32 protein-coding genes are annotated in these 26,474 nt (G+C 40.5%); 15 read left to right on the forward strand and 17 right to left on the reverse strand.

Features of this window, described 5'->3' with window-relative positions:
* The first annotated feature begins 35 nt into the window (after positions 1-35).
* Positions 36-389 carry a YnfA family protein gene (locus FTU45_RS01990; RefSeq protein ID WP_005096798.1) on the forward strand — a complete coding sequence of 118 codons (354 nt, stop codon included), beginning with the start codon at positions 36-38 and terminating at the stop codon, positions 387-389.
* Between the two features lie 104 nt (positions 390-493).
* Here the strand turns inward: FTU45_RS01990 and FTU45_RS01995 are convergent, their stop codons facing one another.
* The 3 genes from FTU45_RS01995 to FTU45_RS02005 form a co-directional block, all read right to left on the reverse strand.
* Positions 494-967, reverse strand: coding sequence for a hypothetical protein (locus FTU45_RS01995; protein ID WP_005171087.1), 474 nt, complete (start codon positions 965-967; stop codon positions 494-496).
* A gap of 103 nt (positions 968-1,070) precedes the next feature.
* Positions 1,071-1,991 carry an ornithine carbamoyltransferase gene (gene argF / locus FTU45_RS02000; protein ID WP_005171086.1) on the reverse strand — a complete coding sequence of 307 codons (921 nt, stop codon included), beginning with the start codon at positions 1,989-1,991 and terminating at the stop codon, positions 1,071-1,073.
* Positions 1,992-2,104: 113 nt separating this feature from the next.
* A complete protein-coding gene (locus tag FTU45_RS02005) occupies positions 2,105-2,752 on the reverse strand; it encodes a TetR/AcrR family transcriptional regulator (RefSeq protein ID WP_180075818.1) in 648 nt (215 codons plus the stop codon).
* A gap of 231 nt (positions 2,753-2,983) precedes the next feature.
* Here FTU45_RS02005 and prpB point away from each other — a divergent pair, with 231 nt between their 5' ends.
* A complete protein-coding gene (gene prpB, locus FTU45_RS02010; RefSeq protein WP_005096803.1) occupies positions 2,984-3,868 on the forward strand; it encodes a methylisocitrate lyase in 885 nt (294 codons plus the stop codon).
* A gap of 4 nt (positions 3,869-3,872) precedes the next feature.
* A complete protein-coding gene (gene prpC / locus FTU45_RS02015; RefSeq protein ID WP_005096804.1) occupies positions 3,873-5,012 on the forward strand; it encodes a 2-methylcitrate synthase in 1,140 nt (379 codons plus the stop codon).
* 52 nt (positions 5,013-5,064) lie between these two features.
* On the opposite strand, the gene FTU45_RS02020 is transcribed toward prpC, so the two are convergent.
* Both FTU45_RS02020 and FTU45_RS02025 read right to left on the reverse strand, forming a co-directional pair.
* The gene (locus FTU45_RS02020; RefSeq protein ID WP_220387178.1) at positions 5,065-5,685 is read right to left on the reverse strand and encodes an aminotransferase; all 621 of its coding nucleotides are present in this window, start codon (positions 5,683-5,685) and stop codon (positions 5,065-5,067) included.
* 98 nt (positions 5,686-5,783) lie between these two features.
* On the reverse strand, positions 5,784-6,257 hold the full coding sequence (locus FTU45_RS02025) for a CinA family protein (protein ID WP_005171076.1): 474 nt from the start codon (positions 6,255-6,257) through the stop codon (positions 5,784-5,786).
* Positions 6,258-6,510: 253 nt separating this feature from the next.
* Between FTU45_RS02025 and FTU45_RS02030 the strand changes: the two genes are divergently transcribed.
* Together FTU45_RS02030 and FTU45_RS02035 are read left to right on the forward strand one after the other, a co-directional pair.
* Positions 6,511-6,741 (forward strand): hypothetical protein, encoded by a 231-nt coding sequence (locus FTU45_RS02030; protein ID WP_004280185.1) that lies wholly within the window; start codon positions 6,511-6,513, stop codon positions 6,739-6,741.
* A 645-nt stretch (positions 6,742-7,386) separates the two neighbouring features.
* A complete protein-coding gene (locus FTU45_RS02035) occupies positions 7,387-7,623 on the forward strand; it encodes a hypothetical protein (RefSeq protein ID WP_005096808.1) in 237 nt (78 codons plus the stop codon).
* Positions 7,624-7,795: 172 nt separating this feature from the next.
* Here the strand turns inward: FTU45_RS02035 and FTU45_RS02040 are convergent, their stop codons facing one another.
* Positions 7,796-8,137, reverse strand: a complete 342-nt coding sequence (locus FTU45_RS02040) for a hypothetical protein (RefSeq protein WP_005096809.1) — start codon at positions 8,135-8,137, stop codon at positions 7,796-7,798.
* 1,293 nt (positions 8,138-9,430) lie between these two features.
* On the opposite strand from FTU45_RS02040, the gene FTU45_RS02045 reads away from it, so the two are divergent.
* The 3 genes from FTU45_RS02045 (at position 9,431) to FTU45_RS02055 (ending at position 10,476) form a co-directional block, all read left to right on the forward strand.
* A complete protein-coding gene (locus FTU45_RS02045; protein WP_100328667.1) occupies positions 9,431-9,721 on the forward strand; it encodes a type II toxin-antitoxin system HigB family toxin in 291 nt (96 codons plus the stop codon).
* Between the two features lies 1 nt (position 9,722).
* The gene (locus FTU45_RS02050; protein WP_005096813.1) at positions 9,723-10,124 is read left to right on the forward strand and encodes a type II toxin-antitoxin system HigA family antitoxin; all 402 of its coding nucleotides are present in this window, start codon (positions 9,723-9,725) and stop codon (positions 10,122-10,124) included.
* A 211-nt stretch (positions 10,125-10,335) separates the two neighbouring features.
* Positions 10,336-10,476 carry a hypothetical protein gene (locus FTU45_RS02055; protein WP_005096816.1) on the forward strand — a complete coding sequence of 47 codons (141 nt, stop codon included), beginning with the start codon at positions 10,336-10,338 and terminating at the stop codon, positions 10,474-10,476.
* A gap of 40 nt (positions 10,477-10,516) precedes the next feature.
* Here the strand turns inward: FTU45_RS02055 and FTU45_RS02060 are convergent, their stop codons facing one another.
* Positions 10,517-11,152, reverse strand: a complete 636-nt coding sequence (locus FTU45_RS02060; RefSeq protein WP_074382826.1) for an SOS response-associated peptidase — start codon at positions 11,150-11,152, stop codon at positions 10,517-10,519.
* 458 nt (positions 11,153-11,610) lie between these two features.
* On the opposite strand from FTU45_RS02060, the gene FTU45_RS02065 reads away from it, so the two are divergent.
* Positions 11,611-11,880: a hypothetical protein gene (locus FTU45_RS02065; protein ID WP_074382825.1), complete on the forward strand. Its 270-nt coding sequence runs from the start codon at positions 11,611-11,613 to the stop codon at positions 11,878-11,880.
* A 440-nt stretch (positions 11,881-12,320) separates the two neighbouring features.
* Here the strand turns inward: FTU45_RS02065 and FTU45_RS02070 are convergent, their stop codons facing one another.
* Positions 12,321-12,497: a hypothetical protein gene (locus tag FTU45_RS02070; RefSeq protein ID WP_180075819.1), complete on the reverse strand. Its 177-nt coding sequence runs from the start codon at positions 12,495-12,497 to the stop codon at positions 12,321-12,323.
* Between the two features lie 680 nt (positions 12,498-13,177).
* Between FTU45_RS02070 and FTU45_RS02075 the strand changes: the two genes are divergently transcribed.
* Positions 13,178-14,347 carry an MFS transporter gene (locus tag FTU45_RS02075; RefSeq protein ID WP_180000457.1) on the forward strand — a complete coding sequence of 390 codons (1,170 nt, stop codon included), beginning with the start codon at positions 13,178-13,180 and terminating at the stop codon, positions 14,345-14,347.
* A 19-nt stretch (positions 14,348-14,366) separates the two neighbouring features.
* On the opposite strand, the gene FTU45_RS02080 is transcribed toward FTU45_RS02075, so the two are convergent.
* On the reverse strand, positions 14,367-15,857 hold the full coding sequence (locus FTU45_RS02080; RefSeq protein ID WP_180075820.1) for an amidase: 1,491 nt from the start codon (positions 15,855-15,857) through the stop codon (positions 14,367-14,369).
* 49 nt (positions 15,858-15,906) lie between these two features.
* Positions 15,907-17,337, reverse strand: a complete 1,431-nt coding sequence (locus FTU45_RS02085; protein ID WP_180075821.1) for a diguanylate cyclase — start codon at positions 17,335-17,337, stop codon at positions 15,907-15,909.
* A 314-nt stretch (positions 17,338-17,651) separates the two neighbouring features.
* On the opposite strand from FTU45_RS02085, the gene FTU45_RS02090 reads away from it, so the two are divergent.
* Positions 17,652-18,095: a hypothetical protein gene (locus FTU45_RS02090; RefSeq protein ID WP_180075822.1), complete on the forward strand. Its 444-nt coding sequence runs from the start codon at positions 17,652-17,654 to the stop codon at positions 18,093-18,095.
* Positions 18,096-18,153: 58 nt separating this feature from the next.
* Here the strand turns inward: FTU45_RS02090 and accC are convergent, their stop codons facing one another.
* Genes accC through aroQ form a run of 3 tightly spaced genes read right to left on the reverse strand, consistent with a single transcriptional unit; the run spans position 18,154 to position 20,428 of the window.
* A complete protein-coding gene (accC, locus tag FTU45_RS02095; protein ID WP_180075823.1) occupies positions 18,154-19,521 on the reverse strand; it encodes an acetyl-CoA carboxylase biotin carboxylase subunit in 1,368 nt (455 codons plus the stop codon).
* 18 nt (positions 19,522-19,539) lie between these two features.
* Entirely contained in the window at positions 19,540-19,956 is a 417-nt protein-coding gene (accB, locus tag FTU45_RS02100) for an acetyl-CoA carboxylase biotin carboxyl carrier protein (protein WP_005096830.1), read from the reverse strand.
* A gap of 16 nt (positions 19,957-19,972) precedes the next feature.
* On the reverse strand, positions 19,973-20,428 hold the full coding sequence (gene aroQ / locus FTU45_RS02105; protein ID WP_180040002.1) for a type II 3-dehydroquinate dehydratase: 456 nt from the start codon (positions 20,426-20,428) through the stop codon (positions 19,973-19,975).
* 914 nt (positions 20,429-21,342) lie between these two features.
* Here aroQ and ybaK point away from each other — a divergent pair.
* The 3 genes from ybaK (at position 21,343) to FTU45_RS02120 (ending at position 23,787) form a co-directional block, all read left to right on the forward strand.
* Positions 21,343-21,810, forward strand: a complete 468-nt coding sequence (gene ybaK, locus FTU45_RS02110; RefSeq protein ID WP_074382819.1) for a Cys-tRNA(Pro) deacylase — start codon at positions 21,343-21,345, stop codon at positions 21,808-21,810.
* A 172-nt stretch (positions 21,811-21,982) separates the two neighbouring features.
* Entirely contained in the window at positions 21,983-23,236 is a 1,254-nt protein-coding gene (locus tag FTU45_RS02115; protein ID WP_100354998.1) for a YncE family protein, read from the forward strand.
* A gap of 62 nt (positions 23,237-23,298) precedes the next feature.
* On the forward strand, positions 23,299-23,787 hold the full coding sequence (locus tag FTU45_RS02120) for a hypothetical protein (protein WP_180075824.1): 489 nt from the start codon (positions 23,299-23,301) through the stop codon (positions 23,785-23,787).
* Between the two features lie 112 nt (positions 23,788-23,899).
* Here the strand turns inward: FTU45_RS02120 and FTU45_RS02125 are convergent, their stop codons facing one another.
* From FTU45_RS02125 to tusD, 4 genes are read right to left on the reverse strand one after another with little or no spacing between them, the layout of a single operon-like run.
* Positions 23,900-24,211 (reverse strand): TusE/DsrC/DsvC family sulfur relay protein, encoded by a 312-nt coding sequence (locus FTU45_RS02125; RefSeq protein WP_005096835.1) that lies wholly within the window; start codon positions 24,209-24,211, stop codon positions 23,900-23,902.
* Positions 24,212-24,225: 14 nt separating this feature from the next.
* Entirely contained in the window at positions 24,226-24,510 is a 285-nt protein-coding gene (locus FTU45_RS02130) for a DsrH/TusB family sulfur metabolism protein (protein ID WP_180075825.1), read from the reverse strand.
* 19 nt (positions 24,511-24,529) lie between these two features.
* Positions 24,530-24,880, reverse strand: coding sequence for a hypothetical protein (locus FTU45_RS02135; protein ID WP_074382816.1), 351 nt, complete (start codon positions 24,878-24,880; stop codon positions 24,530-24,532).
* 44 nt (positions 24,881-24,924) lie between these two features.
* Positions 24,925-25,293 carry a sulfurtransferase complex subunit TusD gene (gene tusD / locus FTU45_RS02140; RefSeq protein WP_180075826.1) on the reverse strand — a complete coding sequence of 123 codons (369 nt, stop codon included), beginning with the start codon at positions 25,291-25,293 and terminating at the stop codon, positions 24,925-24,927.
* Between the two features lie 71 nt (positions 25,294-25,364).
* On the opposite strand from tusD, the gene FTU45_RS02145 reads away from it, so the two are divergent.
* Entirely contained in the window at positions 25,365-26,375 is a 1,011-nt protein-coding gene (locus FTU45_RS02145; protein WP_159138133.1) for an NAD-dependent epimerase/dehydratase family protein, read from the forward strand.
* Positions 26,376-26,474 lie beyond the last annotated feature (99 nt).

Consider the following 26,474-nt stretch of genomic DNA (forward strand, 5'->3'; position numbering starts at 1 on the left):
CATCACATTCATTCATACAGTTCAAAAGACAAATCATGGATATTCAAATTACCAAGCTGCTCACCACTTTTTGCCTGTTTCTGGTCACGGCATTGATGGAAATTTTAGGCTGTTATTTTCCCTACCTGATTTTAAATCAGGGAAGAAGTCACTGGTTGTGGATTCCAACAGCTCTGGCTTTGGCGGCTTTCGTCTGGCTACTCACCTTGCATCCGGCTGCTTCTGGACGGATTTATGCCGCTTATGGTGGCATCTATATTTTTTCGGCGCTAATGTGGTTGCGCTTCGTTGATCAAGTCACACTGTCACGTTGGGATTTGCTTGGCGGGATGGTGGTAATACTGGGGGCACTGATTATAATTCTACAGCCGCAAGGTTTGGTGCGTTAGCAGGATATAACAGCAAACCTCATCAAAAAGAGGCAGCTATAGCGACCTCTTTGTTTTCTTGATGTTTTAATCCTGAATAAAAGCCAATATCTTATTTCTTTAGACTATTTCAATTTGCAATCTTTCTGGGAAATATCAGTTTTATAGGTTTGTGTTTGCGAGCTCAGGCTGAGCTCGACCTTGTATGGGTTTTCAATCTGATAGCGATGCTCAAAGAAAATCTCGCAATTATTGAGCAGATTATTACGGATCATTTTCATCACTTCTTTGCGGCCCAGATCTTTTTCAAATTGGCTAAAATCCGGTGTGGTGATTAAACCTTTCAATGTGGTTTTATTGGCACTTAACTGTAATTGTTCAATAATTGTATTCTGATCGATCTGTAAAGGTAAAGTTCTGGAATCTTCTGCACTGAGTACCGCGAGTAATTCATTCAGTTCAGCTTTTTTCTGAATTTTAAATTTGCTGTCAATAATATTTTTTTCTTGAAGATATTGGTCAAATTCAGAAGCATGAACGGAGAAGGTGGCACTGCTAAAACCTGCCAATAGTGCCAAGGCCCAATATTTATTTTGCATTGTATAACATCACTTTTTATTCCATTTCAATCATGATTATAAGAGCTGAGACAAAAAAAGCACCAGAGATTGGTGCTTAATTTGTGAAGATTCAGCTTTTAATTTAGTCTTTTTTCAGATTTTCATTAATCAGGAATTCAACCAGGGCTTTTTGTGCGTGCAAGCGATTTTCAGCTTCATCCCAAACCACGGCATTTTTATGGTCAAGCAAGTTTTCTGAAATTTCTTCGCCGCGGTGCGCAGGTAAGCAGTGCATAAACAAACAATCCGGATGCGCAAGATCCATCAGGCGTTCATTCACTTGATAGTCTGCAAAGGCTTTCTCACGGATTTTTTGTTCTTCTTCCTGGCCCATGCTTGCCCAAACGTCAGTCACAATCAGGTCAGCATTCACGGCTGCATCTTCCGCGGTATCGACCAGTTCAACACAATGCGCAAATTCAGACAGGAATTTTTCTTGTGGTTCATAACCTTTTGGCGCTGCAATTTTCAGATTAAAGCCCCACATGTGTGCTGCTTCAATATATGAATTACACATGTTGTTGCCATCACCGATCCAGGCAACAGTTTTACCTTCGATTGAGCCGCGTTGCTCTACATAGGTCTGCATGTCAGCAAGTAACTGGCAAGGATGGTGATCATCTGTTAAAGCATTAATCACAGGAACTTTTGAGTAAGATGCAAAACGTTCCACGATATCATGACCGAAAGTACGGATCATCACGATATCTAGCATGCTTGAGATCACGCGTGCAGAATCTTCAATCGGTTCACCGCGGCCTAACTGGGTATCGCGAGAAGACAGGAAAATTGCGCTACCACCAAATTGGCTCATGCCAGCTTCAAACGAAACACGCGTACGGGTACTCGATTTCTCAAAAATCATGCCCATCACTTTACCAACAAATGGTTGGAACACTTCATTGTTATGCTGTTTGCGCTTAAGCTCAATTGCGCGTTGCAAAATCTGGTTAAGTTCTAAAGTTGATAAATCGCGTAAGGTGAGAAAGTGACGGAGAGCCATTCGTTACTCCACAATAATTGCCGAAAAACTCGATCAACAATCAGTTGTTGGTTAGTTTAAGAAAAAATACGGAATCGGCTAATATACTATAAGCAATGAAAAATGCAAAAAAACTAGACTTTTTGATGACCGTCTAAAAAGCGATCCACACAATAACTGATGTATTTGTCGATTTCCTGATCATCTTCTTGTATGGAAATTCCCATCAGGATGCGCCATTCCAGATTACGCAAAATACCAAAATATAGCTGAGCCGAATATTGCGGATTTTCACAATGCAATAAGCCTTGTGCATCAGCCTGTTCTAAAGCAGTGGCAATCGCACTCTGGACATGTACAGGACCATGTTCATTAATATGCTGAGCCAGTTCTGGATTACGCTGACTCTGTTCCAGAACCAGACGCATAAAGGCTGAGTTTTCAGGTTGCATGATCTGATGATAAAAATTCAGCAAGGTGTGAACCAGATAACTACGAAAATCCAGTGCCATCAGTTCGATCGGAATGCTGATATCTTCAAAAAACTTGATACGACGATAATCACAGATGGCCTTAAACAAGCCTTCTTTATTGCCAAAGTACTTATAAATGGAGGCTTTGGAGCCACCTGCATGCTGAACAATATCATCGAGAGACACAGCATCATAACCCCGTTCCAGAAACAGCTCGGTTGCACTGTTCAGCAGCGCAATACAGCGCTCATGACCACGTTTGGTCTGCGGCAGGTCTTTGGCGAGCGGTTCTAGGACGAGGTCTTGCATAGGAGATAATACATCAACATGTCAATAAAGATTGAAATGCCATCATAGCAAATATATGTACATATTTCATAATTGCACCGCATAAGCGCAGTATTTGCCGGATTAGGTAAAGTAAAACTTAAAAATTTGACTAAAGTTTTAGAGTATTTGTTCTATCAGATTGTGGAATGAGCAAGTCAAATGAGTATACTCGAGTTTCAATAATTATAGCCAAGACTGTGGAAAAGGAAGATGACAGAACAAATGTCTGCAGGTCTAAGATTTAGACAAGCACTTGAAGTCGAGAAACCATTGCAAATTATGGGTACGGTAAATGCCTATGCTGCCATGATGGCCAAACAAGTCGGTTATAAAGCCATTTATTTATCAGGTGCGGGTGTCGCGAATTATTCTTATGGTTTGCCTGACCTGGGCATGACCAGTCTGGATAATGTTCTGGAAGATGTACGCAGGATTACAGAACGTGTTGATACACCTTTATTGGTCGATATCGATACCGGTTGGGGCGGCGCATTAAATATTGCCCGCACGATCAAACAGATGATTGCAGCTGGTGCAGCCGCAGTGCATATTGAAGATCAGGTGGCACAAAAGCGTTGTGGTCATCGTCCAAATAAAGAAATTGTGTCACAGCAGGAAATGGTCGATCGTATTAAAGCGGCGGTCGATGCGAAAACCGATGCAAACTTTGTGGTCATGGCGCGTACCGATGCGCTACAAAAAGAAGGCCTGCAAGCGGTGATTGATCGTGCTTGTGCCTGTGTTGAAGCGGGTGCAGATGCAATTTTTGCCGAAGCGATGACCGATATCACCATGTATCGCACCGTATGCGATGCAGTTGGTGTGCCAGTCTTGGCAAATATTACCGAATTTGGTGATACACCGTATTATACGGTAAATGAGTTGGCAGAGCAGGGGATTGGCATGGTGCTGTATCCATTATCAGCGACACGTGCCATGCAAAAGGCAGCCCTTGAAGTGATGCGTTCGGTGCGTGAACACGGCACTCAGGTGAATGTGCTGGATATTATGCAGCAACGCAAAGAACTCTACGAATTTTTAGATTATCACAGCTTCGAAGACACATTAGATAAACTGTTTAAACAGGAGAATTAAAAAAATGGCTGAAGGAAAAGTACTCACCGGCGCAGGATTGCGTGGACAAGTGGCAGGGAAAACTTCACTCTCAACTGTAGGCAAAAGTGGCGCAGGTCTGACCTATCGCGGTTATGACGTACAGGATCTGGCTGAACATTGCCAGTTTGAAGAAGTGGCTTATCTGATTTTCTTTGGCGAACTGCCAACTTCAGAGCAGTTAGTTGCCTATAAAGCCAAATTAAAATCTTTGCGCACGCTACCTCAAGCCTTAAAAGAAGTGCTAGAGCGTATTCCTGCCGATTCTCATCCGATGGATGTGATGCGTACTGGCGTGTCGATGCTGGGCAATCTTGAAACTGAACTGTCTTTTGAACAGCAACAGGATATTGCAGACCGTATTCTTGCCACTTTACCGGCAATTATCTGTTACTGGTATCGTTATAGCCATGACGGTGTGCGTATTGAAGAAAATACGGATGATGATTCAATCGGTGCACAGTTCCTGCATTTATTACGTGGCGAAAAGCCAAATGAACTGCATGAACAGGTGATGAATGTTTCTCTGATTCTATATGCAGAGCATGAATTTAATGCTTCGACCTTTACGGCGCGTGTATGTGCATCGACTTTATCTGACATGCATTCTTGTATTACCGGTGCAATCGGTTCCTTGCGTGGCCCTCTACATGGCGGTGCTAACGAAGCTGCAATGGATATGATCGAAAACTGGACTTCGCCTGAAGAAGCTGAACGTGAAATGCTGGGCATGCTGGAACGTAAAGAAAAAATTATGGGCTTCGGTCATGCGATTTATAAAGACAATGATCCGCGTAATGGCATCATCAAAATCTGGTCTGAGCGTTTAGCCAAAGATGTCGGTGATACGGTACTTTATCCGGTCTCAGTGCGCTGCGAAGAAGTGATGTGGCGTGAGAAGAAATTATTCTGTAATGCCGATTTCTTCCATGCTTCGGCTTATCACTTTATGGGCATTCCAACCAAGCTGTTTACCCCGATTTTTGTCATGTCACGTGTCACAGGTTGGGCAGCACATGTGATGGAACAGCGTGCAGACAACCGTATTATCCGTCCAAGCGCGGATTATACTGGGCCTGAACTGCGTAAAGTAGTACCGATCGCCGAGCGTTCTACAGCGGCTTAATATTTATTAATATCTTGAATAAAAAATAAGGTCTCAATCGAGACCTTATTTTTTATCGACTTAACAGGACTGGATCTTCAATGCTATAGCCTGTTTCAAAAGGAATCCCCAAATACTTGACTGTCACCAGCGTTTTATTCTGTTTAGGAACTTTATAGGCCTGGCTAATTTTTAGACCTTGCTGATAACTGACCGCTTGATGAGTCGGACTTTTTTGTGAGCCAGATTTTACTTGATATTGATAAGTCCATTTTGGCACTTTTTCTTGTGGATCGTACCAGGCAGCTGCCGTCCCTGTTGTGGTTTTTAAAATTTTAAGTTGTGGCTTTGAACTTTGAATCGGACTCAGTGGAACTAAACGTTTTTTGATTTTGGCAATGTCCTGATCAAACTTGCGACTGTCTTGGTCATAATCAATACGTTTGGTTTTTGGATTGATATATAAGGAGTTGACCTGAATCAACTGATTCGGTTTTGCGGATTTAAAATTATAATAATACAGCTGTGGCAAGCGCCCACGACCATCAAGGTAATGACGCATGACATAGAGCTTTTGCTCTTTGACTTCATAGCCTAGAATTTCAATATTTTGTGGGCCACCGACCGTAGCAAAAGCCAGACTGGGCAAGCCAAGAGGGAGCAGAAACAGCGCAGTTTTAATATTCATGGTTATTCTACCCGCAAAAAATAGATTAGCATTTGATCATGCTAATCTATCTTAAAATACAGTAGAAATAATGAAGCTTGTTGCGGCGTAATTATAAAACTAGATTAATGATTGAGTAGATTAATCATATCGTGTGCAACCACGGCAGACAGTTTATTCAGACGTTCGAGTGGAGTACCTTTCAAATAATACTGGAATTGATGCACTTGAGTACCATCATTAATTGCTACAAAAAAAGTCCCTTCCGGTTTCTCTGGTGTCGCACTACCACCGGGTTTAAGCAAACCTGTACAGGCAATAATCCAGTCTGCATCCCGGAACATCTTTTTACCCGCTTCTGCCAAGGCAACAGTAACTGGCATGGATTCGGCAGTGTAACTATTGATCAAAGTCTGGGGAATGTTTAATACCGAAGTTTTTACACCAACATCGTAGCAGACCAATCCGCCAGCCAGAATTTCGGCGCCGTCACTTTTACAGATGGAAAACTGGCTACATAGATATCCAGAGCTCGCACTTTCAATAAAGGCAATTTTTATATTTTTCTCTTCGAGTAAGTTGCAACAGGTCTTTATCATAGTCTCTATATTTTCTTTATGATCCGAGTGGTTTTAGCTTAATTTAGACAGATTTTTTCTGTCGTTCAACTCCGAGTATATTTATATTTTTATGAAAGTTAAAATTTTTCATGGATTAGTACAATTTGATACTGATTTGATCACAAAACCTGAGTGGTTAAAGCTTAGACTATTTTTTCAAATAGAGGTTTCTTCTCAAGCTGAACAGTGGTAAAAATAAAAATAAAGTGCTTAGTGAAAGTAGGGCGTTAGAATGAAAACCACAGTAAAATATGTAGTCTTAAAAAGTCTTGACTACCAATTGGGTACACCATTATTTCAGGAAGAAATTGATGCTGATGGTCAATATTTTGATCAGATTCCAAGCACGATTTCTTATCAGAATTTACAGTTCAAAGTAAAAAGCAAAGAGCTTAAACGTTTACATCTGGCTGAAGAGCAGGAAGATACCCAAACGATTATTGTTAAAGTTGTGAATATCTAAGATAAACCTTAAAGTGAATAAGCCTCTTTTTTTAAGAGGCTTATTATTTGGCTAACATTAAGTTAATAAAAGCTTTTTAAAAATAAAAAATTACCAAAATTAATATCAGTCTGATTGATAAATATCTTTTATTAAAATCAAGATAAATTGGAAACAACTTAGTCGTTATACGTGATTCAATGTTGCTTATCGTATGTTGGTTTATTAAAAAACTGTTTAGAACATTACCTTTTGCATGTTTTATTCCATTTTGAAGAATATTAATGCTTAGACTGAGTTATTGAATTTAAGCATAAATATCATAAGCATAGGTTTTTAATATATTTTACTTGATAATATATTGTTATTTTTTAAAATATTTTAAATGTCTTTTTTATATATTTTACTCAGGTTAAGTTATTCCTTTTATTGAATAATAAAAATTTCGAAACATATTATCTTTCATCATGTGTCTATTTTATTGGATAAAGTAATTTATGTTGCTTATTAATCTTGATTTCAACTACTTGGCTTACCATTTTTTACATTGAATTAATCCGTAACAGGTTATAGGTTGGAGAATTCTGAAAAATGCGTAGAGTAGATATTAAGTCGAAACTCTATCGGCTTTTAATTAATTTAAAGCAAATAGTAAGGAGTTACACCATGGCTAATAATCAACAGCAAGACCAACAGAAACAGCAACAACAGCAAAACCAACAAGGCACGCAAGATCAACAGCGTCAGCAAAACAACCAGCAAAACCCAAACCAGCAACAAAATAACCAGCAGCAACAACAGCCGCAGGGACAAAATAACCAACAACAGCGCGATCAGCAGCAACAACAGCAGCCACAGCGTAATCAGCAAAAAAACCAGCAATCTCAACAAGATCTGGAATAATCAACAGAACTAGCAGCCATAATAGAATTAACTAGCAGCGTGGGTATGATTCATAAGATCTGCCAAAACTGTAGCGTTAATTCTGTTTAAGCTGTACGTTCATAAAAAAACCGCCTGAATCAGGCGGTTTTTTTAGGGTAAAAATTTGGTTATAGACGTTAATCAGTATGAATTAACACTGGATATTGGCTTTCTGCTTATAAAAGCTTAAGGCATTGTCTAAATCTGTAAGCAGTCCTTTTTCTGTATATTCCTGAGGCATAAGTTTTAATAAAGCCGGCATATAACGAGTTTTATATTCTTTAGGATATTGTTCACAGAGTATGCGTGTTCTTTCTTCTGGACTAATACTGGAAGAATCTAGTTTGTCCAGATAAGCACTGAGTTGATTATCTGATTGTTCAAATTGGGCTTTGAGGGCTTGATCAGGTTCCGCTGAACTGTCGGCTTGCTGCTTTTGGCAGCCACTTATTGTCAGACTTATCAATAAAGTAATCAGTATACGATTTATCATGATGTCAAAATCTTGTTATTTGTCATATCAAAAATTATAGAGAGAAATAGCCAAAAAGAAAGCAGTCATCTACCAACTTTAGAAGAAGTCAAAAATTCCTGATATTCACATACAGTACAGCAACAGGGAATTTTATCCTAAAAAATGAACAAATTTATTGTTATGCATATTGATCTAAAGTGTCCATCTGTTTTCTCTTAAGCATAAAATTTAACGAATAAAATATATTTTGCCTAAATTAAAGCCATTCAATTAAGAAAAGTAACGCTTATTGCACATTTAGAAACATAGCCTCTATATATCACACACAGATTGACTGCTGGGCCAGTGATATCTTGGCTTCATTCCAAGAACTTAATGAAAATAATTAGAAAATCAGCACATTATAAAGCCTGCTTAATTTAGGAGAGTTAAGCAGGCTTTTTCTTGTTTATAAACACGGATTGCTCAATGAGAGCTTTTTACTTTAATTATTCTCTTTCACATAAGTTTTCATATACAACATAAAGCCTGAAAATTCTCTCAAGAGTGAAACATGAATAGATGGTATTTATATATCTCTTTTTATAAAAAGACAGGGCAAAGCTATGATGAGATGTATATGTGCATTTGGCATGGGCGTGATGGTAGGTTGTTGTTTTAAATCTTGCAAAGAAAAAATGTGTCATATGATGGGCAATGATCATTGTAAGAAGGATCAAAAGACTAAAAGTGAAGAGCCTGCACGAACTTAAATGCCAAAAACTTAACTTTGCTTGAATTGTGAAATGTATTCAGGCGGTTAAGTTATTACTCAGGTCGTGATCCGATTATTCCGTATCGAGTTATTGAGTCTTAAAATCAATACAAGCTTAATCACTGATTAAGCTTGTTACATTCAGGAGAAAAGCATGATCCAGTTTATATTTTGTTTATTTGGCCTTCATGGTGCGACTGAAATCAATTACACCTGTGATCATGAAGAGGTGAAAGAGTGTCGTGATTGCTTGAAAGATATTGAATAATGTTCCAATTCACCGGATGTATTAATGAAGCTCAATCCCCGTTCAATCATCACTTGGCGGGGGTTTTGTTTGTGGGTGAAATTTTTATAATAAAAATCCAAGATAACGATTGAACTCAACTGGATTTAAATGATACGGGTCACAATCTATACTTTATAAGAGTATGATTTAAATAGGATTACATGCCGATAAATGATTAAAATTGAGAACTAAAATAGTCGGATAAGAATATATTGCAAAATGCGATAATTTATATATACTAGAAATATAGCAAAATGCGATAAAATATATGCATGTGATCACCCACGCTCGAATTCTTGAAGCAACGCAAAAGTGGCCACAGGCTGGAACGGCATTAGATGGTTGGTATCGACTGATGAAGGCCAATCATCCTAAGGATTTTGCTGAAATGAAGAGACTCTTTCCCGCAGTAGATAAGGTTGGAAAGTTTCATGTATTCGATATCGGTGGAAACAAGCTTCGGCTGATTGCTGTGGTGATGTATCAGGCAAAACGCGTTTATATTCGCCATGTCTTGTCTCACCATGAATATGATAAAGGTCATTGGAAGGAAGGTTAGAATGAATGCAATGATTAAACAGGCCGTTGATCACTGGCGTTATGTTGCACCATTGCTCAGCAAGCCGGAAAATGAGGATGACTTTCATACACTAACTGAAGCCCTAGATGAGCTTTTGGACATTGTCGGTGATGATGAATCACATCCTTTAATGGGGCTTATTCATCAACTGGGTGATCTGGTTTCGGCGTATGAGCATGAACATCTACCCATGCCAGAAGGTGATGGACGAACGGCCTTGGCCTTGTTGATGGAGCAACACGGGCTTAGTCAAGCAGACTTGTCTGATGTCGCGACACAATCAGTAATTTCAGAAATATTGAATGGCAAACGTCAGCTGAATATCCGTCATATCAAGGCCTTGTCTGAGCGCTTTGATGTATCGGCAGATACTTTCTTTTAATCGATGCCCGCCTAAGCTGATATTTCCATGCTGTGCTGTCTAATCAGGTAGCGCTGCTCATTTGATTATTTAAATTTCAAGTGTCGTGAAAGGTGAGAGCGCCTCCAGAAAAGTTTGCTTTTCTAAAAAGTGAATGTGAAACATAAATAATATTGATGTTTAGGATCAGATGTCATATTTATTTCTTAATGGATCGATAAAGGAGATACACATGACCAATAAATCAGAGCAAGAATCAAATCCGCAAAAAGAATCTAATGATGATAAAGGCAATCAGGATTCGTATAAGGGCGTGAAGCCAGAGAAAAAACCCAATGCAGAACCGGAAAATCCATTGAGAGAACAAAAATAGCTCTTTCACATTTTAAAAGCCCTAACTTGCTTTAGGGCTTTTAGTTTTTCGACAACCGGTGATCTCTGGGTTTCGCTCTAAACTCATCTCTCATTTCAAAGAAAAACTCATGAGCTTGTTCATGATCGCAGCATAACCAATCATGGCGTGATTCTTCAGGAATCACAATAATCGAGCGCTTCTCGTCATCTGGATGGTGGAACTGTTTCATCAATAGGTGTTGATCGGAATTTATAGTCAGCATCGAAAATGATCTGATTTTTTCACCCTCAATGAGCACATCATCATAAATGGCTGCAACGGTAAAAGGATTGCCATCTTCACGTGAAATACCAAACCAGTGCGGTTTTCCATCGATATATTTAGGTTCATAGAAAGTATCCACGGGCACTAAAGCAAACTGGTTGTTTTTCCAGGCATGTCGAAAACTTGGCTTGGACGCTATTGTTTCAGTTCGGGCATTGTAAGTATGTCGACCATATTTTAATTCTTTCGCCCAAAAGGGAATCAGTCCGAAACGTGCAATATCTAACTCAAACCCCTCAGCACCTCGCATCATGATAGGAGCAGGTGCTAAGGGGTAAACATGTGATTTCATGTTCAATTCAAGTTGTTCTGCATGAAGGTCTAATAAAGAGAGCTGACTTTTTGAGGGGAATTCATAGTTTGAACACATGACCGACCTCTTTGCTTAGCATTCTGATCTGCGATAACAATTAAACTATAAGAATGATGACCTCAAAACAATTCGAAATCGTAAATGTAGTTGGGTCTGGAAACGGAATTTTTATGGTGAATATGAATGTAATTTTTCGCCAATGGATGAAAAATAATCTTCGATAAAATGAGCGCCCAGATTCCATTGCTATAGTTTTATTTCCAGTTTTGCCTCCTTTGCCTGAAGGAGCTATCTTTTGCGCAGAAAGGTCATGCTGCATTTTATCTTTTGTTTATTCGGTCTTCATGGTGTCACAGAAATCGAATGCCAAGCGGATGGTAAAGAAGCGAAAGTATGTCGTGACTGCTTGAAAGAAGAAAGGGTTACATAAACGGTAAGAAAAGCTTAAACATTCTTATCACTATTAATTCAGAATAGGCATTCACAATAAAACTCATAATTTTAGAGAATACAGAATGCCTAGAAATAATTATTTACCCGCTCTAGAACAAGTTTATGAGTTTTTAAAAGAACGTCCTGGCTTTAAAGAGAAAAGTGAGTTTGATAAGTCAGTAGAGTATTTTAGAACGCTGCACGAAGGAGAGCCTCAGGAATTTAAAGTCCAAGCATTCCATAACATTAGTGGTAAATTTGGAAATAAAGAAATACTGAGCATAAGTTCTGCACCTAAATTTACAGATAAAAACAGCTTCCTTAATTGGGTTGATATGCACATCAACAATTAGGCTTTGACGTTAGAACAGCTTATCCAATGGTCAGCTTTGTTATTTTCTACCCATACATTAATTAACATGGAGTACAAAAAACACTCTAAAGTGGGTTGGAAAACTACACGTTTGAATGCTAATTTTTGTATTCAAATCTGACAGTTAATGAGGTGAGCAATGAAGTTGTTGACTTTGTTTGGTGTAGGCGTAGCCGCAAGCTATTGTTATAAATCTATGAAAAATGGCAAGCTCGCTCTTTCCAGACCAAATTTTGATGAAAGTGTAAAACGATTTGTACTGCAAGAATTCGCAGCTTCGTAAGAATTAGATCTATTGGATTAAAGAGCTCATCATAGGATGGGCTTTTTTATTTCTCAGGCTTTTATGGAAAATGTTTATCTTTTGAATACAAAAAGCCTATCAGGGAGATAGGCTTCTTTTATTAATTCAACATAATATTATGAGTTTTTCTTATCCGCCTGATCTTTTTGATCATTTTGCTCTTTGGTTATAGGAGCTGGCTCTCCTTGATTCGGTTTTTGCTCTTGCTCATTTTGCTTGGGTTTGTTCTCAGTCGCATTATTAGAAAATTGATTGAAAGACGCTTTTTGAGCAGTATTTGTATTAACTAACATAAGTTTCTCAATTTTAATTGTCGAAGATTCGACTTGCCTAGAATGGTATATTAAAAGCACTTACAATGAGATGATTTAGAGATGCGAGTGTAGCGATATGTAGGATTCCGAGATTTATATCTTATTCATATTTCGGCATATTTTTGAATCATGGTGCAGGTAGATGATTTGTCTACTAAAGTGCGAAGTCAGTGGAATTATCGGATATTGCTTCGATACCTAAACTCCACAATGAGTATTTTAGTTCTAAAAATAGGCCTCTTAAATAGAGGATTGAAGATTTTAAATCAGTGGCTTAGCTATTTGGAGAGAAGATTTAAAGCGTGTTTTTATTTCAAAAGTATTCAATATTCCCGTAACTTTGCTTTATTAAGTATCAAAGGTGAATTGAAATAACTCCTTCTTAAAAATATTCCCATTTTTATCCGAGGTTGCTTTATAAAAATAGATTCATGTTTTTACGTATTGTAAATGCCTTTCAATATTGATTTTTTACTTTAGCCACATTTAGCCATAAACTTACGAAAATTTCGTGCCTTAGGGTGCACTCTACAAATTTTTTTAAAATATATTTTCTGTGGATTTGTAGACCTTTGAACAGCAAGTAAGGGCAATTCAATGCAATATGACGCAACTATTAGTATTTATAAGCCATTGAAGATGCAAGGGAATACAATCTAATGCAAGCACTTGCAATCAGTACCAGACTGGGAGGATTCTATTTTTTCTACTATGCGATTGTGGGCGCATTCATGCCGTTCTGGAGTCTGTATCTGGAAGATCAAGGCTTTAACTATCAGGAAATCGGTATTTTATCTTCTATTGCGATTCTCACTCGGTTTTTTGCGCCTTTTATTTGGGGCTGGATTGCAGATAAATCTGGTAAGCGCATGTTGCTGGTACGGATTGCCACCTGGATGGAAGCCTGTATCTGGTTGATGATGTTTATCATTCCTAACAGCTTTCAGTCAGTGGCTTTACTGATGCTGATTTTCAGCTTTTTTCAAAATGCGATTTTGGCACAATTTGAAGGCGTGACTCTATTCTGGCTCGGGGAAAAAAGAGCAGAACTTTATGGCAAAGTCCGGAAATGGGGTTCGGTTGGATTTATTATCGGTGTATTCGGCTTGGGCGCCATCTTTGAAATTATCAGCATTAGCATGCTTCCAGTTTTATTGCTGTGTATTTCATTTCTGGCTTTTCTCTGGTCTTTTAGCATTAAAGAACCTACGGCGGCGCCTACTGCACAGAAAAAGCTGGAAGCCCTCTGGCCGATTTTCAAGCGCCCGGTTGTATACAGTTTTTTTCTGATTGAACTGATCATGCTGTTTTCACATGCGCCGTTTTATAGTTTTTATAGTAATTATCTTAGTCAGGCGGGATTTAGTAGCAGTCAGATCGGACTGCTTTGGTCCATTGGGGTTATTGCCGAAATTATTATGTTTGCTTATGCTACCTTCTTTCTGACACGCTGGTCATGGCGTCATTTGGTGATACTTTGCCTGTTGATGACTGGCTTAAGATGGCTGATTGTAGGCGTATTTCCATCTGCATTTGTGGCACAATTTTTTGCCCAAACGATTCATGCCTTGAGTTTTGGTTTATTTCACATGATCGCCATGCGGGTTATTTTCCAGAATTTCTCTGCTGCACAGCAAGGCCGTGGACAGGCTTTATATAGCACCATGTGGGGCTTAGGCGTAGCAAGTGGCAGCATTCTGGCGGGCTATTATTGGGATAAAATTGGCGGAGAAACCATCTTTATGTTTGCCGCCGCATCGACTTTGTTTGGTTTGTTATTGATTTTTGGGTTGCCCAATAAAGTTGAGCAATCAAAGATATCTTCATGATGCCTCTGATGCTTAAAATTTAGATCCGAATTTTGGCGTACTGATTAACCCAAGGCTGTGCCTGTTCCAGTTGAGCAGCTAATTGCAATAGCCGGTCTTCACGGGCAAAGGGTGCAATAAACTGCGAACCGAGCGGCAGGTTTTGTTCATTCCAGTACAAGGGCACCGACATGGCCGGAAGCCCGGTAATATTGGCAAGTTGAGTAAAAGGTACCCATTTCAGGTTTTCTTTGACAATCTGATCGACCAGTTTACCTTGTGCCAGCAGATGGGCCTTACCTACACCCAATAAAGCCTTCAAAATTGGCTTCTGCCATGCAGGTGTTTTGACTTCGCCATTTTTCGGTGCGACGGTTGCGGTTGCAGGCGTCAGATACAGATCATAATCATCAAAGAAATGATTCATCTGGGTCACGTACTGGCCCCAGTTATTCAGGTTCTGGATATAATCAAGTGCGCTGGTTTTAGCTCCAAAAGCCGCCAGTGCTAAAGAGTCCAGTTCAAAATCCTTCGCTTTAGACGGGTAGCCTTTCTGGATTTCATCCAGCATAAATGAAAACTGGCTAAACCAGGTGGTAATAAAATCCTTGGCCAGTTGCATGCCATCGATGGCCGGACGGTCTTCAACCACCTCATGTCCCAAAAATTCCAGCAGTTTGGCCGTCTGTTCGATGGCTTTCACAGCATCCGGAGAGACAGGCGTGCCAATGGTAGAATGGGGATTAAAGGCAATTTTCAGTTTTTTCGGTGGTTGCTGAATCACATCCAGATAATGATGCTGTGGACGCTGAATCTTAAATAGCGAGCTGTGATCTTCACCATGCGTGGCATCCAGCATTGCAGCACTGTCCCGCACTGTTTTAGTCAGGACATGCTGAATCGCTGCACCATGCATGGCCTCACTCATTTGCGGCCCCCAGGGGGTACGGCCACGACTTGGTTTTAGACCAAACAGCCCGCAATATGAAGCGGGGATACGTATCGAACCGCCGCCATCGCCTGCACCCGCAATTGGTACAATGCCGGCAGCCACAGCAGAAGCCGAGCCACCCGATGAGCCGCCGCTATTATGTTGTAAATTCCATGGATTTTTACAGCTACCCCAGGCATCTGGTTCGGTAATCCCTTTAATGCCAAATTCAGGCGTATTGGTACGGCCAAAAGTGACAATTCCAGCTTTTTCCCAACGATTGACAATCTCGGCATTGGTTTCGGCAATATAACCGATCCGTTTTAAGCCCTGACAGCCATAAGAGGTTGGATAACCTGCATATTCCTGAAACAGGTCTTTGACCAGAAAAGGCACACCGGCAAAAGGTCCGGATAAATTCTGCTGGGTCCGTTTTAATGCATGCTCATGCATGGGAATAATAATAGCATTCAGTTCGGGATTGGCAATTGAGCTACGCTCTAAGGCAGCGGATAAAAGTTCACTGGAATGTACCTGTTTATTGGCGACCAGTTCAGCGAGTCCTAAACCGTCATATTGCAGATATTCTTCAAATTTCATAGCCATTCCCTAGCGTTCATGCTGTTTCAAGGTTGTAGATGATTTAAGCTTAAGATGCAAGTACCACCTGATTGCGCCCACGATGTTTGGCCTGATACAAGGCTTGATCTGCAATATTGATCAGGTTTTGCAGGTCTTGGGCCTGCGGTTCATTTTGATGAGTGATGCCCACACTCACGGTAATATACAGTGGCGAGCCATCTGATTGATGCATCGGGGTTTTTTCCACCAGATCACGAATTCGTTCTGCAATAAGACGTGCTTCTGATGGTTCGGTATTCCAGAGTAGTAGCACAAATTCTTCGCCACCAATCCGTGCAAACAGATCTTGAGCACGCAAATTGTTACGTACAATCTGCGCAAAGTGTTGTAAGACTTTATCACCGACATGATGGCCAAAATGATCGTTCAAGCGTTTGAAATAATCGATATCCAGCATGATGACTGAAAATTCCATCGTCTTGGCATATTGCAGTAAATATTCACCTTTCTGAAAGAAAAAATGACGATTCATGGTACGCGTTAGACTGTCGTGATTGGCCAGATACAAGACCCGTTTAAACAGCTCATTGCGGTTTTGACTAATAATACAAAGAATAAGCGGCGATAAGGCCAGCATAAACAGCCCGATCCGGAGCGAAATATAAATCGTAGAATCTGCCAAGGTGTCATGCGTTGTGGCATAAAACCGCGTCAGGCTGTAATAGGTCAGGATAATCACAAAAGCGTTGATCATGGTCATGGTAAACAGGCGATAGGTCAACGCAGCCCAGATCAGTGCAGCCAGAGGGTAGAGCATTGCACCCGGGCCTGCAAAAATATTGGTAATGATGACACAGGCCACGACTGAAGATGCAGGTAAAAAATAGCTGAAGTAATTACGTTTTTGACGACGGTTTTTAAATAAGTACTGCATGTCTTTTATTCTTGGGAATGCCAAGATTAAAGGAAGAAACACAATATAATTCACCATTTCACCGGTCCACCACAGACCAAAATCAATCCATAAATTTTCTTTGGTCATGAATGAATTGGGTAGATTGGGCAAGGTGATAACTGCAAAAGCCGCACTGGCCAGGCAGCCTGCAAAAGCGAAGATGCCAAATAAATGAACGAAGGTATAACCGGTATTATAGTATTTGTAATTAATCTTGAAATATCGAATAAAAAATATCGAAACAATAGTGCTGATCAGATTAGACAGGGTAAGAAACAGGCTTTGTAATAGGCTGTTTCCGGTGACCAGATCTGCAAACATAAAAGCACTGAATGCACCAAGCCAACCGCCCATATTGTTTAAATGTGGAAAGCGTAAGAACAGGGCTAACAAGGCAGCATTGGCCGGCCACAATAAGGCCAGGTACTCAATCGGTCTGGTTGCGATCCCAATAAAACAACAGACTAAAACAGCGAAAACACTGACAAAATAAGCATAGGTTTCATGATTTAACTGTTGTTCTGTTATTCGAGCTAATTGCAAATTTAAAATCCTATTCAAATTTCTAAGTGTGAATGATCACTTTGTTCAGTAACTAAGTTTGACCCAAAATATAATTTTATTGTTTGATTAATCTGTTATTAATACGAACTATTAAGATTCTTATATACGAAATATATACAAAAAAAGTCAGAAAAGAAATCCATGTTTTTAAACAATGTGATAAATAATTTCTGACTCTGTATTGAAATTGCGTTAGAGCGGGACACGATCCCAAAAAATATGATAATTTAGAATCAATTGTTAACAAGATGCCGGTAAATATGAAAAAAATATGTCTTAGCCTTATCTTACTCATGAGCTCACCTTGGCTAATGGCGACAGAAAATAAAAAACCAGCGAATGTTCCTGCTAAAGCTGCTGAAATCCCAAATACATTTACCGTGAAAACCCGGCCTGAAATTGTGGGGTTGTGGGGGATGGAAATTCCGGATAATAAAAAATGTATCGAATATTATAATTTTAAAAGCAATAATAATGTCGTAATTAAAAGTGGTGAAGAGTGGACTTCAGGATTATATGATTATCAGCCTGCACAGGATCCGACCGTTCAGATTCCCGCACTGATTCTTCAGGTTAAATATGATAATAATGAAAAAGACTGCTCAGGCAATCAGGTTGATCAATCCGGTGAAATTTCCCAGTATTTTGTGAAATGGCAAAATCCGTACACGATTAATTTCTGTGCCAATGACAAGGCCGAGCAATGCTTTGCCGTGCTCAGACGTGTATTACCATAAATGAATCATCAACATAAAAAAACCGCTGAATTTCAGCGGTTTTTTATAAGCTTTAAGCTTATTGAGTTTTGTCTTCAGCACCTTCTAGCTGTTTCAACAAATGTTTTTCCAGATAATGAATGTCCATCGCCTGTTTGCAGAAGTTTTTATCCTGAAGGATTAAATCTTTGTGCAAAGGAATGTTGGTTTTAACACCAGTCAAAATCATTTCTTCCAAGGCATTTCTCATGCGAGAAATAGACGTCTCACGGTCCTTGCCATGCGAAATCAGTTTGGCGATCATCGAATCATAATAGGGTGGAATGCTATAACCTGGATAAACATGTGAATCCAGGCGAATGCCCGCACCCCCTGGTGCATAAAAGTTTTCGATCTTGCCTGGTGAAGGTAAGAAGGTAGAGGGATCTTCTGCGTTAATACGGCATTCAATCGCATGCCCCAAAACCTTGACATCTTCTTGCTGGATATCGAGACCTAAACCACCCGCAATACGCAATTGCTGTTCAATAATATCAATACCCGTAACCATTTCTGTCACCGGATGTTCAACCTGAACACGCGTATTCATTTCAATAAAGAAGAATTCATCATCTTCAAACAAGAATTCGAAGGTACCCGCACCACGATATTGCATCAGCTTACATGCATTCACACAAGCTTCCAGAATGTCAGCACGTGCTTGCTCTGGCAAGTTTGGTGCTGGAGCTTCTTCCAGTACTTTTTGGTGGCGGCGCTGCAGCGAGCAGTCACGATCATACAGATGAATCGCATGGCCATTACCATCGGCGAGTACTTGTACTTCGACATGGCGTGGCTTTTGCAGGAAACGTTCCATATAGACCGTATCATCTCCAAACCACATTTCTGCATCACGCTGTGCAGCCTGAACTGATTCCAGCAGAGTATCGACATTTTCGACGATACGCATACCGCGACCGCCACCGCCAGAAGCAGCTTTGACGATCAGCGGGAAACCGATTTCTTTCGCTTCAGCCAAGGCATTGTTAGGGGTCACTGCATGGGCTGAACCTGGTACAGTCGGGACGCCGGCTTTACGCATGGCCATAATCGCAGAAACTTTGTTCCCCATTAAACGAATATGTTCAGGACGTGGACCAATAAAGATAAAACCAGAATTTTCTACGATTTCGGCAAATTCTGCATTTTCAGCGAGAAAACCATAACCAGGATGGATGGCATCTGCGCCAGTAATTTCAGCAGCTGTAATAATCGCAGGAATATTCAGATAGCTGTCACTGCTCGCACCCGGACCGATACACACGGCTTCATCACAGAAACGCAAATGCATCAGGTCTTTGTCTGCGTCAGAATAGACACCTACGGTTTTGATCCCTAAAGTTCTGCAAGCCCGGGTGATGCGTAAAGCAATTTCACCACGGTTTGCAATTAAAACTTTTTGCAACATTATAAATCCCCGGGGTGATTAAGCGCGGTAGCGGAAAAGTGGTTGGCCGAATTGAATCACTTCACCATTTTTCACTAGAATTTCTTCGATCACACCACTTTGAGTTGCTTCAATCGGGTTCATGATTTTCATGGCTTCGATAATACCTAAGGTATCACCCGCAGAAACGGTTTGACCCACTTTGACAAATGTCGCTTCGCCTGGGCTTGGTGCAGAGTAAAACACCCCAACCATTGGAGAGGTTTCAACAGCACCGCGCGGAGACTTCGCCGCAGGTACTTCAGCTGCAGGTGCAGGCATTGCAGGAACAGCCGCTGCAACCACTGGATTACGACGAGTTAATGCAATCGATTGATCGCCTTCTTTAACTTCGATCGCCTGTAAGTCAGATTCAATCATCAAGTCGATGAGTTTCTTGATTTTACGGATATCCATGAGACAGTATTCCTAATTAAGATTTTGTAGAAGATTGTATTTTTTCAATGACATAGTCGAGCGCAGCAGCATAGCCTTTTGCACCCAGACCACAGATCACGCCGATGGCTTTATCGGACAAGTACGAATGATGTCGAAATGCCTCGCGTGCATGGACGTTTGACAAATGGACTTCAATAAAAGGAATGGCGACACCAAGCAGGGCATCGCGAATCGCAACAGAGCTATGTGTCAATGCTGCCGGATTGATAATTATATATTGCACGCCGTCGAGTTGGGCTTGATGAATTCGGTCAACGATTGCGCCTTCCCAGTTGCTTTGGAAGGTATCGAGCTGTAATGTGGCCTGTTGAGCCTGAGCAGTCAGTTGCTGATTAATATCGCCAAGCGTAAGATGACCATAAACTTCTGGTTCGCGCTTTCCAAGCAAATTTAAATTCGGTCCATGAATAACCAAAATGGTCGAACTCATCCAGCATGCTCCAATTAAAAAGTATCGAGGTTTGTTTGCAAGATAGCTGCAAACTCTGCTTATTATTGCATGATTTTCTACATGACTATTTATAATTTCTTTGAATTGACGTAGAAAGCATATCCTAAACAGTGGCGCTATAATGAAAACTTTGCAGAGATTTGGCAATGTTAAAAAATTACAATTCGCAGGGTATTCAGATTGTTTTCATTGTAAACCCAATTGGCAAAAACAGTTAATATCCTTTATGTAACTGTATCTTCATGTTAAGGATCAGCTCTGCTGTTTGATCATATTTTAATCTTGCAAAAATTCATGTCTGGCCAAAACGATTAGGACATTCAATCGAGAGATCCTTGACTTGCGTGAGAGGATGACTAGCCTAACTTTGCCTTTAACCGTGCTTCCCTTAATGTCAAAATCTCATCTTGAAAAGATGGAGAAATACTTAAAAAGGCAAGATAAGACAATATGTTAATAAGCTTATTTTAATATTTTAGTCTGTGTTTTTATATGCATTTTATTACAAAATACCAGATAAAAATAAGTTACTTCAATTTAGAGATCAGTTTTATGTTCTGTTTCTAAATTTATAAAGCTGACTAAGAAACAGACATCGAATTTAAAGAGATTTATAGCGAAGGATTTGGAAAAATTTAGATTGTCGATATCTTGATGAAATGACGAATATGTTCATTTCAAAGCATTCTAAGTCGCTAGGCACAGGCGCATCTGATATCTAGATAGTGGCAAAAACACATATCTTTGTTGGTATTTTACACGCCACTCTCTTTGTAAAAAATCTCAGAAACAGCTTGTAGTCATGCATATGGAGCAGAGGTATGGGGCAAAAACATTAACTTCTTGAGCGAATATTTATATACTAAGGCGATCAGACTTGAGCCAGAAGTATTATGACACCTGCATGTAAACTCTTAAAAACTCAAAAAATTGAATATAGTATTCATGAATATGAACATGATGCCAATGCGAAAAGCTTTGGTTTAGAGGCTGCAGAAAAATTAGGATTACAAGTCGAAGAAGTCTTTAAAACGCTATTGGTAACGGATGAAAAACAGTATTTCGTTGCCGTGTTACCAGTCAATCATCAGCTTAATCTAAAAAAAGTAGCGGCAGCTTGTGGTTGCAAGAAACTGCAAATGGCAGATCCGAAACATGCCGAACGTTTAACCGGTTATCTGGTCGGTGGAATCAGTCCAATCGGACAAAAGAAGCGTTTAAAAACAGTCATTGATGTATCGGCAGAAAAGCTCAATAAAATATATGTGAGTGGCGGTAAAAGAGGCTTGGATATCGGACTGAAACCGGCTGATCTTGCCAAAGTGCTGAATGCACAGTTTGTCGATGTACTGGATGTATAAGGTCAAATTCCCCTGAAGATTTAAATGAATAGCGTTTGAAGTGATCTTTTTTTGGTCGGAAAAATCAGCAAATCATTTTATACCTTTGTATATTAGATCACGAATAAGCACAGCGGAAATGTGCGCAATAAAGAATTAAAAATAATAAAAATGATTATGCGGAGCATAAAGGATGAAAGTTCAAAATAAAAAATGGCCACAATTCTGTCTGACCTTATCTGCAATGGCGATGCTGTCTGCGTTTCCGAGTGTACAGGCCGCTTCTGCGCCTTCAGCTGCACCTGCCAATTCACAGCAGGTTTTCTTTGTCGGAAACAACTGGGATGGCACAGTGACTGTGATTCGTCCATCGGGTGATTTTGGCAAAATTGGCGTCATTAACATGATTCCTGACCGTAAAGAGCGTCTCAAAGAAATTCATTTCAATCCTATCAAGCTGATTGCCTATACCTATATTCAGGCCACAGCGGGTGAAGGTAATGATCAGTTGGTAGATGATATGTACTCGACGCCAGATGGTCAGTCCATCGTGGCATCGCGTCCAAGTTTCGCCGATGTGGTCTCTATTAATATCAAAACAGGCAAGATGAACTGGCGTACACCGGTTGAAGGTTTTCGCGCCGATCACATGGCGGTTTCGCCAGATGGTCAACGCGTGGCGGTGTCAGCATCTTCAGGCAATGTGGTACATGTCCTGGATATTCACACTGGCAAAGAGTTAGGGCGTTTTGCTACGGGTGATAAACCGCATGAAAATATCTACTTCGATGATGGTAACAAAATCCTGAACTCCGCGATTGGCAATGTTGAAACGTCAATGGATGCACAGTGGCAGGATTTCACCAAAGGAAAACGCTACATTAGCATCGCGGATGCCAATACCCATCAAGTGCTGAGAAAAATTGATTTCAGACCTGCACTCGATGCATTTGGTCGCAAGGATTTATCCAATTCAGTTCGACCAATGGTATTTAGCAAGGATGAAACGAAACTTTATGCCCAGGTTTCATTCTTTAATGGTCTGATTGAGTACGATCTGAATCAGAACAAGATTAGCCGGATCGGACAGCTCCCTGGTAGTGATAGTATCCCGAAAGACCGGACAAAATGGGTCAATGATTCGCGTCATCATGGTTTGTCAATCAGTGCTGATGGTGAAAAGCTCTGTGTTGCAGGAACCATGGATGACTATGCCACAATTGTAAATCGCAAGACGCTGACTGCGGGCAAATTGATTCCTGCCGGCAAACCCTATTGGGCAACGCGTAGTCCAGATGGTAAAAGCTGTGTGATTTCCGAAAGTGAAACCGATGTGGTGACCGTGATTGATTTTGCCACAGGGGATAAAGTGCTCAGTGTACCAGTTGGGAATCATCCACAACGTGTCCGGATCGGCTATGCACCAGTAGACTGGTCAACGCCGTAGTCGAGCAACGATACAGGCGGCGTTTTGATAAGAGCTGTCTTTATTGGGTTGAGGAGATCAAGATGAAAGATAAGACCGTTCTTTTATATCTCATCATCGGATTACTCTTGTTCGGCATTTTGGTGGCTATTGCTTACCAGATACGACAAGACATCTATCGGACTGATTTTGCCAATCAAGTCCAAGCCCATCGTGATCAGGTTGCCCGACTTGAAAAATCACCCAGCTATATGTCTCTGAGTTTTAAGAGCAATAGCCAAAATACACAGGCTGAACCAAATAATGTAGCTACAAAGCAAAGCCTATTGTTAAAGCAACAACAACAGTTATATCTAGACTTTGCTCAAATCATCAGTGCTTTAGGTCAGGGGCAACAACCAGATCCTAGACAGGTCAGTTTGCTGGTTAGTCTACAGCAGACGCTGGTAGAAGCTAAACTGGTGACTCGAGACGAGGCGAAAGCACAAATTGAGTTTCTGCTGAAAGTTCTGCCAGAAATGGATCATGAATTGCATCGGGCTTTGCGAACCTTAGAACAAATCCGAAGTTGACGAATTCAAGCCACGAAGATCTTTTATTATTTTAGATGTGAAAATTGCTTTCATAAAAAAGCCCAAATGAGAATTCAGGCGTTTAGATATAAGTATTGAAGACAGCGTACTTTTATAAACAATTCGCAGGCTTGGGTACGCCGGCCAAACGGCTTAAATGCCGCGCGACCAGACCCGTATTAAACTTTTCCTGAAGCATGGCATTGTTAATGTCAGCACTAACCGTTTTCATTAGGAATTTAATTAAGGGACGTGTGGCCGGTGAATGGCCAAACTGCTGATAGAACTGACGCACTGCTTGCAGAATTTCAAAATGCCACGGGGTTAAGTTCAGTTCCAGGTTATTGGCCAGGACTTGCGCGACTTCTTCATTCCAAATGGTGTAATCGATCAGATGACCATCTTGATCCAGTTCTAAATTCATATTTAACTCATTGATTATTTCATTGAAATACAGCGATTAAACCCGAGGCAAAGATCGGCAAAATCGGCAAAATCGAGAAGCTTGACCTGATCCGGCAAAGGCTGTGTCAAAAGCTCTGCATCATTTTCCAGCATGTAAATTTGCGGCAAATTTTGTAGAAATGAATGCTCCAGCTGTAATACGGCTTCACCCATCAGTACGATCTGATCACCTGGGGTATAAATTTGAGCGAGTTGTTTCAGAATCTGCGCCGTTGCCGCATAGTTCGATTGGATCAGATAAAGTGTGTGATTTGACATTTTATATATCCTTTATTCCTTACCAATACAGCACATGATCAAAGCCTTGAATAAACGCTGGGCTTAGCTCAATAAATTCAATCTCTTGTTCGTTCTGAGCCACAAAGGGCGAGTTCTGGTTTTTCTGTTCAATCAGAATTGGAGTCAGGTCATAAAACTCAAAACTGTCGACCATATTCGATGCCAGTTTAAAGGCATGTTGTAACTGATCAAATTGCAGTTCTGAGCGTAGAAGACTAAGGCCTGCACCTTGTAGCAGAACTTTCACTTCCGCACCAAATGTCGCCAAAACCATGGTCGCAGACAGGCTTTCATGCACTTGCAGGCTGGTCAGATTGGCTTGGGTTAATATAACAAGTACAGATTTCACACAAGATTCCTTGGAAAAGCAACACATTCTAAAAAATGGAACATCTAGAATTGAATCAGACGTTGTGAGGATTGAACAGCATCGGCAAGTTCACCTAAACCGACCAATTCAAAGGTATCCGCCAGATTATGCTGCTGAATATTGTGACGTTGAGCATTGTCCTGATCTGTAATCCCTCGCGCCAGTGCTGCACTTACACAGACCGGTAGGCGAATATTGAGTGCTTGCCAGGCATGTGTAAGATGACGTTGATCGTCGGGCACCCATTGCAGTGCATTTGCGACCGACACGCCGTCCTGATAAAAGAATACGCGGAATTCTTGGTTTTTGTTGTGTAATGCCTGCGCCAAACCAAGGGCATGCCAGGCATAAATAGAAGTTGGTGCGGAGGTAACAAGAATTAAGGTGCTCATCGAAATTCACTACAGGCTTGATCAATAGCAACAGCTTGATCTGGGCTTCATCAGAAAGTAGGTAGTATACAATGATTTTAGTGACGGGTGGATTAGGCTTTTTAGGCTCACATATTGCTTTAAGTCTGTTAGCACAAGGATTAGAGGTCATTGTGGTCGATAATTTGGCCAATGCCAATTTGCAGACGCTGGAGCGACTTGAATATATTTCCGGGATGTATGTGCCTTTTATCAAAATTGATATTCGCAATACGCCTGCATTAAACAAAGTATTTGAACAGCATTCGATTCAGGCTGTAGTACATGCTGCCAGTTTTAAGTCGCTAGAAGAATCAGTATTAAAACCCCTTGAATATTATAATGATAATGTCAGCTGTATTATGAGCTTAATGCGCGCCATGCAACGTACCGGCGTACGGCATCTGGTGCATTTATCCAGTCTGGCAGTCTATGGACAATCCGGTACGGATCTCAATGAAGATCTACCTTTTAACTATACTTATCCCAATCCCTATATTAAATCGCAACAGATGGTTGAGGAAATTATTCGGGATACTGTCAAAACAGATAACGAGTGGCGCATTGCCATCTTAAGACTATCTAATATTAGCGGCGCCTTCGAGCATGGTGTCCTAGGCGAGGCGGTGCCACCTTTACCGAAAAATATTGTGCCTTTGGCAATGCAGGTCGCTGCGCAGCAGCGCGAATATCTGGAATTACGCCGTCAGGCTTATACTGCGGATGGCACAGTAGAGCGGAGTTTTCTGCATGTGGCAGACAGTTGTGATGCGGTGATTAAATCCTTGCAGTGGCTATGGCAACAACAGGAATTAAAATGTGAAGCCTTCAATATTGCTGGAACGCTCATTTCGATACAGGATTTGTTGGATCAACTGGCAGAAGTGACCCAGTCTGTAATTAGAACAGTCGATGCCTTGCCTTATCCTCATGCAGAGCTTGACCAGCTAGGCGCGAATATTGAAAAGGCACAGCAGATTTTGCATTGGCAACCGCAGCGTTCACTGAAAAAGATGCTTGAGGATGAATGGCTATTTTATCAAAATATACTGAGAGGACAGTAAATGAGATAAGTAAAAAATATTTGATAATAATTATCATTTACATATTTAATATAATCGATTACTTTTAATTAATCTAGCAAAGTATCGTGATAGATGCTT

The sequence above is a fragment of the Acinetobacter sp. YH12106 genome (assembly GCF_013418995.1).
GTDB lineage: Bacteria > Pseudomonadota > Gammaproteobacteria > Pseudomonadales > Moraxellaceae > Acinetobacter > Acinetobacter pseudolwoffii.